The sequence below is a fragment of the Pedomonas sp. genome (genome assembly GCF_036515995.1).
In the GTDB taxonomy this organism is placed as follows: Bacteria; Pseudomonadota; Alphaproteobacteria; order Sphingomonadales; family Sphingomonadaceae; genus Pedomonas.
In genome coordinates, this window is sequence record NZ_DATBUP010000008.1 from 1 (window position 1) to 13,764 (window position 13,764).

The 13,764-nt window shown below is 59.6% G+C and carries 9 protein-coding genes and 1 pseudogene; 7 read left to right on the forward strand and 3 right to left on the reverse strand.

The features are described 5' to 3' along the window. Positions 1-162: 162 nt before the first annotated feature. Positions 163-902: pseudogene (locus VIG90_RS00535) on the reverse strand (IS630 family transposase); the annotation flags it as partial. A 173-nt stretch (positions 903-1,075) separates the two neighbouring features. On the opposite strand from VIG90_RS00535, the gene VIG90_RS00540 reads away from it, so the two are divergent. Then, entirely contained in the window at positions 1,076-2,590 is a 1,515-nt protein-coding gene (locus tag VIG90_RS00540) for an ISL3 family transposase (protein WP_331591432.1), read from the forward strand. Positions 2,591-3,039: 449 nt separating this feature from the next. Beyond that, positions 3,040-3,393: a transposase gene (locus VIG90_RS00545; RefSeq protein ID WP_331591406.1), complete on the forward strand. Its 354-nt coding sequence runs from the start codon at positions 3,040-3,042 to the stop codon at positions 3,391-3,393. A gap of 294 nt (positions 3,394-3,687) precedes the next feature. Here the strand turns inward: VIG90_RS00545 and VIG90_RS00550 are convergent, their stop codons facing one another. Both VIG90_RS00550 and VIG90_RS00555 read right to left on the reverse strand, forming a co-directional pair. After that, the gene (locus VIG90_RS00550) at positions 3,688-5,055 is read right to left on the reverse strand and encodes a hypothetical protein (protein ID WP_331591407.1); all 1,368 of its coding nucleotides are present in this window, start codon (positions 5,053-5,055) and stop codon (positions 3,688-3,690) included. 5 nt (positions 5,056-5,060) lie between these two features. After that, the gene (locus VIG90_RS00555; protein ID WP_331591409.1) at positions 5,061-5,972 is read right to left on the reverse strand and encodes a GNVR domain-containing protein; all 912 of its coding nucleotides are present in this window, start codon (positions 5,970-5,972) and stop codon (positions 5,061-5,063) included. Positions 5,973-6,293: 321 nt separating this feature from the next. Here VIG90_RS00555 and wecB point away from each other — a divergent pair, with 321 nt between their 5' ends. The 5 genes from wecB to VIG90_RS00580 all read left to right on the forward strand — a co-directional run bounded on the left by wecB (position 6,294) and on the right by VIG90_RS00580 (position 13,752). Continuing rightward, positions 6,294-7,415, forward strand: a complete 1,122-nt coding sequence (gene wecB / locus VIG90_RS00560) for a non-hydrolyzing UDP-N-acetylglucosamine 2-epimerase (RefSeq protein ID WP_331591410.1) — start codon at positions 6,294-6,296, stop codon at positions 7,413-7,415. Between the two features lie 106 nt (positions 7,416-7,521). Beyond that, positions 7,522-8,301, forward strand: coding sequence for a 3-oxoadipate enol-lactonase (pcaD, locus tag VIG90_RS00565; RefSeq protein WP_331591411.1), 780 nt, complete (start codon positions 7,522-7,524; stop codon positions 8,299-8,301). 81 nt (positions 8,302-8,382) lie between these two features. After that, entirely contained in the window at positions 8,383-9,438 is a 1,056-nt protein-coding gene (gene glk / locus VIG90_RS00570) for a glucokinase (RefSeq protein ID WP_331591412.1), read from the forward strand. A 241-nt stretch (positions 9,439-9,679) separates the two neighbouring features. Next, positions 9,680-12,298: a sensor domain-containing phosphodiesterase gene (locus VIG90_RS00575; protein WP_331591413.1), complete on the forward strand. Its 2,619-nt coding sequence runs from the start codon at positions 9,680-9,682 to the stop codon at positions 12,296-12,298. A 401-nt stretch (positions 12,299-12,699) separates the two neighbouring features. After that, the gene (locus VIG90_RS00580; protein WP_331591414.1) at positions 12,700-13,752 is read left to right on the forward strand and encodes a Gfo/Idh/MocA family oxidoreductase; all 1,053 of its coding nucleotides are present in this window, start codon (positions 12,700-12,702) and stop codon (positions 13,750-13,752) included. Positions 13,753-13,764 lie beyond the last annotated feature (12 nt).

A 13,764-nucleotide genomic window follows, 5' to 3' on the forward strand; every position in this document is an offset into this window, starting at 1 on the left:
TGCGAAGCTCGGCGGATACTTGGCGCGAAGTCATGATCCCCCTCCCGGAAATATCGTGATGTGGAGAGGGTGGCGGCGCCTCCTGGATATGTCGGTGGGCTATAATCTCGCTATCAAAGATGTGGGTAATTGAAAGCTCCAAACCACGCTTACGGATACCCGCTAGTGGATTGATTCCAACGTTTGGTGCCCGCGGCGCACTGCTGCGATGATCTCGTCTGGGCCGGCTCTCCAGATGAAGGGGCGTGGATCCTGATTGTGTTCCTTGACGAAGCGGTTGATGGCGGCCTGCAGATCGACAACGGAAAGTAAGACGCCGTTTTTCAGGCGCCGCCGGGTGAGCTTGCCGAAGAAGCCCCCGACGGCATTCAGCCATGAGGAGGATGTGGGCACGAAGTGGAAGGTCCAGCGTGGATGCCTGCCAGCCAGGCGCGGACCTTGGGTTGCTTGTGTGTCGCGTAATTATCGAGGATGACGTGGATGGCCTTGTCTGCGGGCATCTCAGCTTCGATGGCGTTCAGGAAGCGAATGAACTCCTGATGCCAATGTCGCTGCATGTTTCGGCCGATGACGGAGCCATCCAGGACATTGAGTGCGGCAAACAGGGTCGTGGTCCCGTTGCGCTTGTAATCGTGCGTCATGGTCGCTCCGCGGCCGCGCTTCAACGGCAAACCCGGCTGGGTGCGATGCAGGGCCTGGATCTGGCTCTTCTCATCCACGGACAGCACGATGGCGTGGGCAGGCGGCGAGACATAAAGCCCGATGACATCGTGAAGCTTCTGGGCGAAGGCCTTGTCATTGGACAGCTTGAAGCTGCGCCACCGATGCGGCGCAAGCCCGTGATCGTGCCAGATCTTCACGACCGACGAGGCTGCAATGCCAACGACTTTGGCCACTGCCTGTCAATGCCGAAGTAATTTTACCCGGATCGGGGCTCTCCCGCAATCTCGGTGCAACCTGAAGGCGCCCATTATCATTTGCTGCCTGAACGTCAGGGAGCCAGTGTCGAGCCATGCCCAAACGCGTCCTGCCTTTTATCCCTCCGTCGTTGGTGGTTGAGAATGTTGAGCAAGCGATGGTCGGGATCGTTATCCGTTGCCGGCCCCGAACGGGAGCGGCGAACTGCTCATGCTGCGGCCAGGCATCAAACAGACTGCACAGCCATTATGAGCGGCGAATGGCGGATTTGCCATGGCAGGGCCATCGGGTGAGGATACACCTGCGCGTGCGCCGCTTGCGGTGCGACAACTCCTTATGCGCACGACAGATCTTTGCTGAGACGGCCAGCGACGTCGTGGAACCTTATGGCCGCCGATTGCGGCGGCTCTCTAACGTTCTGCGCTGGGTCGGCCTGGGCCTGGGAGGCGAGGCCGGGGCCCGGCTCCTGGACAGGCTGGGCATGCCGGCCAGCGCCGACACCCTTCTTCGTGTGGTGCGCACGCCAGACCGGCCGTCCTGTTCCACGCCGCGTGTTCTCGGTGTGGACGACTGGGCATGGCGCAAGGGGCAGCGCTACGGGACAATTTTGGTCGACCTTGAGACCAACGAGATCATCGATCTGTTGGCCGACCGCGAGGCTGCAACGCTTGCCCGGTGGCTGACCGAACATGCCGGGGTCAAGGTCATCGCGCGGGATCGTGCCGGAGCCTATGCACTTGGGGCCCGAGAAGGAGCCCCGGAGGCTCAGCAGGTCGCCGATCGCTGGCATCTGCTGCGTAACTGCTCCGAGGCGCTTCTGGATGTCCTGGAGCGCGGCCACCGCGTGGTTCGGGAGATTGGCAAATCCCTGGCTGATCAGAACATGCCCTGTCGGGAAAGCCCGTCAGGGGCGTATCGTGCCAGCAAGGCTGCGCGCCTGCAGACGGAGCGGCGGCATAGACGCAGAGCCCTGTTCGATCGGGTGATGGAGTTGAGCCGCCTGGGCTGGAGCCAGTTGGCGATCAAACGGGAACTGGGGACCGATCTTAAAACCATCCGGAAATGGCAGAGAGACAAGGCGCCCGGGTCCTGGGAGCGCACGGTCTTCAAGCCTGATGCGGTGGAGCCCTTCGAGGAGTATCTGCGTCAGCGGTGGGCACAGGGATGCCGGAACGCGACCCAACTCTACCGCGAGATATGCGGACAAGGATACCAAGGGAATGCCAAGGCCTTCCGCTGCTGGGTGAAGGTCAGACTGCGCGAGGGCACGCCCGCTCCGACCTCGCGGCCGGCGACGCCCCGGCAAGCCGCCCGGCTTGTGACGAAGGAGCGGGATATGCTCGCGCAGCCAGACCGGGAATTCGTCCAGGCCCTGTGCACAGCATCGCCGGAGATCACCAGGGCGGCCGGTCTGGCGCGCCGCTTCCAGGCCATGATCCAGACCCGGGACAGCGATGCCCTGGCCGGATGGCTGGAGGACACGCTCATGAGCCCGCCGGCATCCCTCGCTCGAGGCCTACTGCGCGATGTCGACGCCGTTCGTGCCGCATTGAGCCTGCCCTGGAGCAGCGGTCCGGTCGAAGGCAAGATCCACAAGCTCAAACTTATCAAGCGGTCCATGTATGGCCGCGCCGGCCTCGATCTCTTGCGCGTCCGGGTCATGGGCAGTTGAATTGCACCGAAAGTGCGGGAGAGCCCACTTCTGCGGAGAATTACACGCCCAGTGACACACCGCGGCCAAGGAACAAGGCGGCACGCCGTCAGACCGAGCGGCAACATCACCGCCGATCGATCTTCGATCAGGTCATGGAACTGACCCGCCTGGGCTGGAGCCAACTGGCGATCCAGCGCGAGCTGGGGCCTGCTCTCAAGACCATTCGAAAATGGCAGAGGAACAAGGCTCCAGGCTCATGGGTACAAAAGAGGTATAAGCCCAGCACGATCGAGCCCTTCGAAGACTATTTGTGCCAACGCTGGGCGCAAGGATGCCGGAACGCGGCCCAACTCTACCGTGAGGTAAGCGAACAGGGGTACTGAGGGAACGTTAAGTCCTTCCGCCACTGGGTGAAGGTCAGGTTACGCCAGGATGCGCCGCCTGCTCCGAGTCTGGAAGCAGTTCCCATGAACCAACCCTGGCGACCGCCATCGCCCCGTCAGGCAGCGCGGCTTCTGACGGCGGACCGATGCACGCTTGCGCAGCCAGATCGAACCTTCGTCGAGGCGCTTTGCAAGGCATCGCCGGACATCGCGCGGGCGACAGGTCTGGCGCGCCGCTTCCAGGCCATGATCCAATTCCGAGACAGTGGTGCGCTGGTGAGCTGGCTGGAAGAAACACTCACCAGCCCGCTGGCGTCCCTTGCGCGGGGCCTTCTCCGCGATATCGATGCGGTTCGTGCTGCACTCACCATGCCCTGGAGCAGCGGACCGGTCGAAGGCAAGATCAATAAGCTCAAACTTATCAAACGATCCATGTAAGGCCGCGCTGGTCTCGACTTGCTGCCTGCCCGGGTTACAGGCAACTGAGTTGCACCGAGATTGCGGGAGAGCCCCGATCCGGGTAAAATTACTTCGGCATTGACAATGCTCTTGCGCTCGCCTGGGGCGATCAGGCCGGTCACGTAAAGCGGGCACATCCGCTGTTGGGCCGGATAGAGGAGCCGCTTCAGAAACGGTGCCAGCCACACCTGCAGTTCTTCTGCCACTCAAAGCCATCCTGTGCCATGAGAACCTCCATTGCCCCCATGACCGCTCAAACTCACCCAGCTGATGTCAGTTCCCGACCTTTGCCAAAGTAGTGCTATGCTCCGGAGGCAAAGCAGGCTGGCGGAACAGAAGGCCAATGCCGAGACCCAAAATCGCGCCGCCAAGACCACTTGTCAGGACGTGGCCTGCAACAATAGTCAGCCCCGTGAGAAGAAAAATATCGAAAGCCAGGACATGCGTTATGGCTGATGCAGGTCGAAATGAAACTGATAAGGCGCGCTTTATGACACAAAGCCATAGGATAACCGTAATGCTGAAGCCGAGCAGTCCGTAAACAAGACCAATATCGAAAAAATCACTTTCGACACCTTGAGTAACACCGGAAAACAGGCCTACAGCATCTCGTGCGCCAGCCGCGCCCGCGCCGATCAACCATTCATAGGGCCGATAAATTTCGCTAAAAGCCGACCAACCGTGCACGAAGAAATCGAGACGGCCGCTGAAAAGTGCCGATACGACGTCGCCGCCGTGATATTCAATGACATCAAGAAAGCGCTTAACAATTCGGACTTCATTCCAATCTATTACAAGTATTAGTACACTAGCCGCGAGCAGGCCAATCATGCCGAATAACCATGGCAACGGGCTGCGTCCGTTCAGCAAGGCGCGCGCAGCATAGGCCGCGGTCGGGAGGAGCACCCCCAGCATTGCACCTTTAGTTAGCAAAAGTGCCGCACTGTAAAAGCCACTGGCCAGAACCAGAGACCACCATAGGCGTTGTTTGGCATTCTCACTTCGAGCAATTGCATCGGCAATGAAGCCGCTTCCAACAAGCATGATCAAGCTAATGCTGTTAGCGGATCCTTGGATCATCAGTCCCGAGGACCCCAATCCACCATAGGTTACGTACTCAAAACCGGTCAGATGACCAATCGCAATCGCGAAAGCATAAGCAGCAAAGCTGAAGCGAATAACGCGCGCACCGTTTCTCAGTAACGGAGCTTGGACGTCTGCAGTGGCAATATAGAAAAATACGACGAAAATCAGAACGAGTTTGAACACATAGGTGCCACCGTAAATGAACTCTCCAAGGCTTTGATGTTGTATCATGGCAATGGCTTCGCTCAGCGCAAAGACCAAAGTAATGACGCCCCCCCCTATTAATACCGCAAATTTCTGCCGCTTCCAAAGAAGGTAAACTAAAAATAATAGCAGAATGCCGCGAAAGGCCATGCCAGGCAACAAAGTGACCAACTTTTGCTCGCTATCATAGCCGGTCGAGAGTCCAGCCGCCATGGCGAGTGCGCCCACGCTGATATCGGCCAGCGGCGTGAGTAAAAACAGTGCAAATACGACCCACTCAAGCAACGCTGTGATTCCAGCTGTATGTCGTGAGTGGGTGATGACGCCACCCGTTGTTGCAAGGGTATTCACAGTAATTACTCTAGGGCTCCGAATACGGGTAACAGTTTTCCACGGATTGCTCGTCTAGATGAGCGGATCAAGGCCACGATGATGCCAAGAAAAATGCCAATCACGCCAGAGCCGATCATAATCATCAGCACCTTGGGCGATGACGGGGCTGCGGGAGCAACTGCAGATTCCAGAACCTGAAATACATATGCTGTCTGATTCGAGGCGAGCATTTGATCTTCTATCTGCCGTTGAAGCAGTACAGTAATCGTATGCCTCACATCGGAGTTAGCAGTGTTCTGAAGTTGTGCGGACAAATACTTTATGTTAGATGAGGTCTTTTCTAAGCTCATGACGCGCAATTTTTGATCCATCATCGAGACGACAGAGTTGGCTACCACGGCGGCAAGATCAGGATCCGGGAGTTCTACCTCAATCCAGTAAATTCCAACCTCTGGCTGACTGCCAGCGGAGAAGATCTGATTTTTCCACTTATTAGTTGCATGCCAAAGATCGCCGACAGCACAGGCGCGTACTGTGTTATCGCTGGCTTTCATAGAACACGTCGGTAAAATATAGTGATTGAATTTTGGGTGCTTTTCCAGGATCAGCCGGACAAATTCTCGGGTCTTGGCTAGTTCAAGGGCAATCTCGGCGTTACCTGCATTTTGTCCTTTTCCAAGAAGGCCCCCAAAGCCAGATATTGCTGAGGAAATAGCTCCATTAACAGTAGGCTGTTCTTGGCGATCATTGACAGGTATGAGCGTGGTTTTGGCCGTGTAGAGACGGTCAGCTGTGTAACTGTGAACGGAACCAATCAGAAGGCAGAGTGCCGTAATGGCTAATATGAGTACACGTTGTCTCAAGACGTCGTAAAAAATCTCAGCCAAGTACAAGGGAGGGCCGAACTCTGTACTTACTTGGCTTTTGCCGCTCATCTCGCTCTCCGGAAGCTGCAACTAAAAGACCTTAGAACCCAGGTCGGATTGGAAGCGGATAGCGTATCAGGCTGCTGCACGAAACAAAAATATGCCAGCGAAAGCGGGCAAAGGCTGTGCGCGGCCGTCAAATTAGGTAGGCTTATGGAGCTAGCAGAAAATTGCCCCGTTGGCCACTCTTGGAGACAGAATTCGTCTGCTATAATAGCATCTGAGACTCCAGTGATAATAAAAAAAGTAGGTTTTCCCTGGTGCTATGCAGGCACTGATACGGTAATAATCGCTCACAGTTATAATAGAATTTGAACTGCGGAAAAAATTATGCGCGTCCTTACAGTTTTCGGTACTCGTCCTGAAGCGATTAAGATGGTTGCGGTGGTCAAGGCGCTGGAGGCTGCTCCCGAAGTCACCCATGCTGCTTGCGTGACCGGCCAGCACCGGGAAATGCTTGATTCTGTTCTGTCACTGTTTGACATTCAGCCCGCGTTTGATCTCAATATCATGAAGCCGGGGCAGGACCTCGCCTACATGACTAGCGCCGTCCTGCAGGGAGTTGGGGAGGCAATTGACAACTTCCGCCCCGATTGGGTTATTGTCCAAGGGGATACGACCACGGCTTTTGCAGGGGCTCTGGCCGGCTTTTATAAGAAGTGCCGGGTGGCTCACGTGGAGGCGGGGCTGCGTACGGGTAATCTTTATTCGCCGTGGCCGGAGGAGGCCAATCGCAGGCTGGTCGCGCCGCTGGCCACGCTGCATTTTCCGCCGACCCAGAAGGCAGGCGATAACCTGCGTCGAGAAGGGGTTAATGAAAATAACCTTTTTGTCACTGGCAATACAGTCATCGACGCGCTGCAGCTTGTTGCGAACCAGCTAGAAAAGGATGCTAACCTGCAAACTCAGCTGGCCGCTCGGTTCAGTTTCCTTGACCCTTCAAAGCGGCTGGTGCTCGTCACCGGGCACCGCCGCGAGAATCTTGATGGTGGTCTTGAGCGAGTATGCCAGGCTCTTGCGGACATCAGCCGGGAGAGGGAAGATGTGGAGTTCGTTTATCCTGTCCATCTGAACCCGAATGTACAGCAGGTGACGCGCACGGTACTTGCGGGCTGCAATGCTGTGCACCTCATTGAGCCGCAGGATTACCTGCCGTTTGTCTATCTGATGCGCCGATCGTACCTCATCGTTACTGATTCCGGCGGTATCCAGGAAGAAGCGCCCGGTCTCGGCAAGCCGGTTCTGGTCACGCGGGACACGACCGAAAGGCCCGAGGCGATTGAGGCGGGCACCGCGCGCCTTGTCGGCACGTCGAGCGAAGGTTTGAAAGCCGCTGTCACCAAATTGCTGGATGATGCGCAAGCCTATAAGGCCATGGCACAGGCGAGAAATCCATTCGGTGATGGGCAGGCTGCGCGACATATCGTCGAGCGGTTGCTGGTGCACGGCTGATCACTTCCCCGTGGGCTTTGCTCGCCCTATCTTCTCACTGAAACAGCAGGCGCGAAAAGTCAGCGGACAGCAATTGCGCCTGGCCGGAAGCGAGAGTGGGGCCGAGATGAACCACGTCACTCTGGAGGATGGATGCCGCCTTGCGTGGCGCATGGAGGGGCCTGAGGCCGCGCCGGTCGTCGTGCTCGCCCATGCGCTCGGGGCGTCGTCCGCCATGTGGCAGCCGCAGGCCGACAGTCTCACCGATCAGTTCCGCGTCCTGCGCTATGACAGCCGCGGACACGGCGCGTCAGACGTCACGCCCGGACCCTATACCATCGAACGGCTGGGGCGGGATGTGCTCGGCCTGCTCGATGCGCTCGGTCGCCAGCAGGTTGCGTTCTGCGGCCTCTCCATGGGCGGCTTTGTCGGCCAGTGGCTGGGCGTCAATGCGCCGGAGCGGCTGAACCGGCTCGTGCTTGCCAACACGACGGCCTACATGGGCCCGCCGGAGGCGTGGATCGTCCGTATCGAAACTGCACTTCAGCAGGGCATGCCCACCATTGCGGACGCCGCGCTCGAGCGTTGGTTCACGCCTGCCTTTCGCGCGCACAGGCCAGAGACGGTGAACGCCATCCGGCAGATCATCCTGGCCAATGACCCGCTAGGGTATGCCTCCTGCGCCGCCGCCATCGCGGTGATGGATCAGCGGGAGAGCCTCCGGCAGATTACCGTACCGACGCTCGTTCTCGGCGGCAGCGAAGATCCCGCAACGCCGGTGTCTTGCGCCGAGGAGCTGCACGCGGCCATTTCCGGCAGCAGGCTGGAAATTCTGCCGTCAGCCCATCTCTCGAATATCGAGCAGGCAGAGCGGTTCAACGCCCTTTTGCGCACGTTCCTGACCTGATGTCACACACCCGCGGGCGGGGAAGGGGACAGAGGCGGCCTTTGCCTCGCGCCGTTCCGCGCCATATGGAAAGGCAACTGGTTGCAACTGCTTGCGGAGGCTTCCCGCGCTGTGCCTGTGTCTTCCCCCGTTCTCGTTGCAGACATCGGCGGCACCAACGCCCGGTTTGCGCTGGCACACATTTCCTCGCCCGGTGCCTCGGGGCTGGTGCCCCAGCTCACTGATGTGCGCCGCTACAAGGCGGCCGACTTCCCTGCCTTCAGTGATGCCCTGCGTCGTTACCGGGAAGATGCGGGGCCAGATGCAGCGCGCGCCCAACAGGCAGTGTTTGCTGTTGCCACGGCAATTCTTGGGGATGAAGTCAAGCTCACCAACAGTCCGTGGTCCTTTTCCATCACGGATATCCGCCGCACCTTCGGGCTGCAGAAACTCACCGTCATCAACGATTTTCAGGCGATCGGCCACGCTGTCCCGCGCTTGCCGGCCGAAGGGCTTGCGGCCGTCGGCCCGGCGCATCCCGGCATCACCAATACCTCCGCTACCCCTACCCATGCGGTGCTGGGACCCGGCACCGGGCTTGGCGTCTGCCTGCTGACAACGCGGGGCGGGCAGCCGCTCATTCTGCCCTCCGAAGCCGGGCATATCGGCTTTTCGCCGTCCGATGATCTGGAGCTTGAGGTCATGCGGGTCCTGCTGGCACGGCACGGCCGTGTCTCGAACGAGCGGCTGATTTCCGGACCCGGGCTGGCGGCACTGCACGATGCCCTCTGCGTGATCGAGGGCGCGGCAGCGCCCAGGCTGACGCCGGAGGCCATCACGGCAGCAAGCGCAGCCGCGCCGGAGGGGCCCGAGTCGCGCACGCTCCGGTTGTTCTGCTCCATATACGGCAGCATCGCAGGTGATATCGTTCTGGCGTTCGGCGCCTGGGACGGCGCTTATCTGGTCGGCCGATTGTCCAACCTGCTTCTGCCCGCTCTTCAGGATGGCCTTTTCCGCAAGGGGTTCGAGAACAAGGGCCGTTTCGCCGCTGCCCTGCAGAAGGTTCCCACTCTTGTCGTCACCGAACGTCAGGTGGGGCTTCTTGGCGCAGGGGTGTTCGCCGCGAATGCTCTAGGCAATGATGGCGAAAATGGTTAATCCTCCCGCTGTAATCCTGACTCACGTCTCTTCATGATCTGTGCAGGAGCGCAACGGCGGAGGAGTGCGGCAGCGCTGATGGCACGGCGGTGCGCCATGCAGTGCAAGGGGCAGAACCCGGCAGCGCCCAGCAGCGGTTGCCCGCGGCGGGGCCTTTTGACGGGCGGTCTGCTTCCACTCCACGACGATCCGATTTCTTTATTGTCCCGTACGTCTTCTGCGTATGAGACCGGATGAACCTATGGCGAATGCCCTGATGTCTGCGTCGGTCGTGTCTGCTGAATGTCTTGATACCGTGGCGGCGAAGGCGGACGCTGCCGGCCCTGATGGCTTCTCCGCCATTCCCCGCATGGCGGCGGATATTCTGGGGGTTCCACTGGCGGTTCTGGCCGTGGCGGATGGCGAGCGTCTCAGGTTCGTGGCCGAGGTCGGCTTCGCGTATACCGGCATACCGCTGTCTGCCTCGCTCCTCATGCCCCGCCTGGGTCAGGAAGGGCCGCTCTCCCTGCCTGACATGCGGGCAGACCGGCAGTTCTGTAATCACCCGCTGGTTCTGGCCGGGCCCATGCTGCGCTTCGTTGCAGCCGTGCCGCTGGTCGCGGCGAATGGCGAAGTGTTCGGCTTCGTTGCCGGGTTCGATCCCCAACCCCGTGCGGAGCCGGCCACCGCCCTCCAGATGCGTCTGCTTGGTGGTCTGGCGGAACAGGCTCTGGCGCTCATGGCAGCGCGCGGGCGAGAGCACGCCCTGCGCAGCCGGCTGGAAGAGAAGCTTCGTTGCATTGACGCCATCGCCAACCAGACGATGGTCGGCGTCATCCATCAGGACTTCGAAGGCCGGGTGATCTCGGTCAACCAGCATTTCTGCGCCCTGACCGGCCGCAGTGCGGAAGAGCTTTCCCGCCGCCCTTTCGAAGGCATGGTCCATCCGGATGACTGGGCGGTGCTGCAAGACCGCTTCAATGCCCACAAGGAATCGGGGGAGGGCTTCTCGACCGAGTTGCGCTGGCTTCACCCGGACGGCTCCGTCCTCTGGTGCATGGCCAACATCTTCTTTGTGCGGGACAGCGCTGACAGGTACGCATCCTTCGCCATGTTCATGCATGACATCACGGCGCTGCAGGATGCCAAGGCCGCACTCGTCAACAGCGAGGAGCGGTTCAGGCTGGCAACCCGTGCGGCCCGTCTCGGCGTGGCGGATTACAGCCCCCTGACCGGGCGGTTCAACTGGTCGGACGAACTGCGCACCATGCTGGGCGCTCCCCAGCACGCCGTGCCCACCATGCGTCTGGTGCTGAAGGTGCTTGAAGGGGAGGCGCGGCAGGAGGCTCGCAAATGGTTCAGGCAAAAGACGCCGGCTGCGTTCAAGATCAAGGGGCCATACATCGTCCCCATCCGCCGGCTCGACACGGGAGAGCCGCGGTGGCTGGAGGTGTGCGTGTGGTCCTCACCTGACGCCGGTGCCGAGGCCACGGGCAAGATCGGGCGGGTGGTCATCACCACGCGCGACGTCACCGACGAGAAGCACTCCGAAGAGCGCATCCTCTGGGCCGCCGAGCACGACCCCCTCACCGGGCTCGCCAATCGCCGCCTCTTCGTCAAGCGGCTGAACGAGGCCGTCGTCCTGGCCGAGCGGGATCAGTCCCAGGTCGGCCTGCTGCTGTTTGATCTGGATAAGCTGAAGCAGACCAACGACACCTTGGGGCACGAGGCGGGAGACTTTCTGCTGCGCACGTTTGTCGACCGGCTGAATCAGGTCCGTCGGGATGGGGATACGCTGGCACGCCTGGGGGGTGACGAGTTCGCTCTGATCATGCCGGGCCTCAGCAGTGAAACCCAGATGCTGGATCTGGCCCAGTCCCTGCTCGATCGCATGCGCGAGCCGCTGAATTTCGGCGGGCGCCCGCTCGAATGTCGCGCCAGCATTGGCGCCTGCGTCTATCCCGCGCACGGGCGCGATGCCGCCAGCCTCCAGCGCAATGCGGATGTGGCGCTCTACCGTGCCAAGGCGCAGGGCCGTTGCCGTCTGGTGGTGTTCGAGGCGGAGATGCGTTCGGAACTCCAGCTCGTCTCCTCCATGCTGGAGATGACCCGGCAGGCGCTCTCCACCAACGGCATCATCCCCTACTACCAGCCCAAGATCGCGCTTGGCACCGGCAAGCTCGTGGGATTCGAGGCGCTGCTGCGCTGGCGGCACCCGCGCCGTGGCATACAGGGGCCGGGGCATATTTCCGCTGCCTTCGAGGATCTGGATCTGGCCGAGGCGATCAGCGTGCGCATGTTCAAGCTGGTGGCGGCGCAGATGCGCGCCTGGCTCGATGCGGGCTTTGACTTCGGCCATGTGGCCGTCAACGCGTCTGCCGCTGAATTCCTGCGCGACAACTTTGCCGAACGCGTGCTCAGCCAGTTGCAGGAGGCGGGCGTTCCGCCGCGCTACCTGGAGCTGGAGGTGACGGAATCCGTGCTGCTCGGCCATCAGGCAGACCGGGCGGACAACATCCTGCGCACTCTGAGCAACGCGGGTGTCAGCATTGCGCTTGATGACTTCGGCACCGGCTTTGCGTCGCTCTCTCACCTGCAGCGCTTCCCGGTCGATACCATCAAGATCGACCGCAGCTTCGTGCGCGATCTCGAACACAACGCTTATGGCGGCGCGATCATTCGGGCCGTCATCAGCCTGGGGCGCAGCCTTGGCATGAACGTTGTCGCTGAAGGCATCGAGACCGAAGCGCAGGTCCGGTTCCTCATCGCCCACCAGTGCGACACCGGACAGGGCTTCTATCTCGGCCGCCCGGCGGATGGTCCATCGGTCGAGGCCTTGCTCGCCATACCCGGTGCTGCTCATCAGTTTTGCAGCAGTTAGAATGTCTGGGCTGGGTGTCCGATCGGCGATTTCTGCTCCCCGCAAGATAGTCGATTTGCGTCAAATTGTTTTGTCTAGTGTGCGGTTATCCAGCTTCGGCTCGTCTTGCGGCCGGCCGCATTGCCTCACCACTGGACAGGCCGACTTCCTGGCTGTAACAGCACGTTAACGGTTAGATCCTTGTGGGCGGGCACCTTTGATCACTATGCGCTGCAATGTAAAAAGCCAGATTGGCTTATTGTAAGTGGGCATAACAGAAGAGCATGCAACACTTGGGTCGCATTATAAAAATCATTTTGGTTTAACTTGAAGGGCGCAATAAGTCGGTCAGTTTAGACAAGGCAACATGCGAGTTGTTATTTCCGGCCGGTTCGTATTGCTGAGAATTCTAGGATCAACTGATGTACGTTACAGACCGTAAAGTTCGATTTGCTCTGGTCGGATGTGGCCGAATCTCTGCAAACCATTTTGGTGCGATCGAACAGCATGCTGAGAATGCCGAACTGGTCTCAGTTTGCGACACTAATCCTGATGCACTCAAGGCCGCGGTCGAGCGGACCGGCGCAGCCGGGTTTGCAAACTATAGCAGCATGCTGGCCAATGCGTCTCCGCGTCCTGATGTTATCATTCTGACCACGCCAAGCGGCCTGCATCCTAAACAGGCTATTGAGGCGGCAGAGGCTGGCTTCCATGTCATGACCGAAAAGCCAATGGCCACCCGCTGGAAGGATGGTCTGGCTATGGTCGATGCTTGCGACAAGGCTGGAGTAAATCTGTTCGTCGTGAAGCAGAACCGACGCAATCAGACTCTGCAATTGTTGAAGCAGGCTGTCAGCCAGAAGCGGTTTGGCCGGATCTATTCCGTTGCCATCAATGTATTCTGGACCCGTCCGCAGTCGTACTATGACAGTGCATCATGGCGCGGTACGTGGGAATTCGACGGCGGCGCCTTCATGAACCAGGCAAGCCACTATATTGACCTGCTCGACTGGTTGATCGGCCCCATTGAAAGCGTGCAGGCCATGACAGCCACTCTGGCGCGCAATATTCAAGTGGAAGACACTGGCGCGATGCTCGTGAAGTGGCGTTCCGGTGCCATCGGCACGGTCAATGTCTCCATGCTGACCTATCCACGTAACCTGGAAGGTTCGATCACCATTCTGGGTGAGAAGGGTACCGTCAAGGTGGGCGGCGTTGCGGTCAACGAGATTCGCCACTGGGAATTCGAGGACAAGTTGCCTGAGGACGAGTTGGTCCAGCAGGCTAATTATGAGACGACCAGCGTTTATGGCTTCGGTCATCCGCTTTACTACGACAATGTGATCAAATCCATGCGTGGTGAAGCAGAGCCCGAAACTGATGGCCGTGAGGGCTTGCGGTCGCTTGAAATTCTGATTGCCGCTTATAAGGCGGCGCGCGATGGCCAAGCCGTCAGCCTTCCTCTGGAATACTAAACCTCAAGGGCG